This is a genomic window from Paraburkholderia sp. BR10954, assembly GCF_040965775.1.
Lineage (GTDB): Bacteria > Pseudomonadota > Gammaproteobacteria > Burkholderiales > Burkholderiaceae > Paraburkholderia > Paraburkholderia youngii.
In genome coordinates, this window is sequence record NZ_JBFRCK010000202.1 from 1 (window position 1) to 611 (window position 611).

The window sequence follows — 611 nt, forward strand, 5'->3', positions numbered from 1 at the left end:
ACCCCCGCCCCGCCAATGTAGAGCTCCCCCACCGCCCCGAACGGCACCGGCTCTCCATGACCGTCCAGCACGTACACCCGCGTGTTCGCAATCGGACGGCCGATCGGAACGTGCGTCGATACAGCGCATTCGCTCGGAATTTCGTAAAAGGTGCAACCCACAACCGTTTCGGTCGGCCCGTATTCATTCACCATCCTGGCGCCAGGCTGAACCCTGCGCCACAACTCGACTGTTGAATGCGACAGCGCCTCACCACCGATAACAAGCAGGTCAATCTGGCTGGTCATCGGGCCCGCCAGCATCTGTTGTCCAAGCGCGTCCAGATGGCTCGGGGTAATGTTGACCAGCCCGCATGCCGAACTGGCCTGTACCTTTAGTCCCGCGACCTCATCGCGTTCCCGTACCAGCCGTGCATGACCACCGCAGATCAGCGGTGCAAACAGGCTGTTGACCGTCGCATCGAACGCCAGGGAAGAAGAAACGATCGAGGATGATCGTGGCGCGTAAGCTTCACAGGCCCACGCAAGATAATTGGCCACTGCACGATGTTCAACCATCACGCCCTTGGGCGTGCCGGTGGAACCCGACGTGTAGATCACATAGGCCAGATG

The 611-nt window shown here is 60.4% G+C and carries 1 protein-coding gene; it reads right to left on the reverse strand.

The window, feature by feature from the left end; genetic code table 11:
- Positions 1–611: AMP-binding protein (locus AB4Y34_RS41865; RefSeq protein WP_368719309.1), on the reverse strand; the 611-nt coding region annotated here is incomplete at both ends.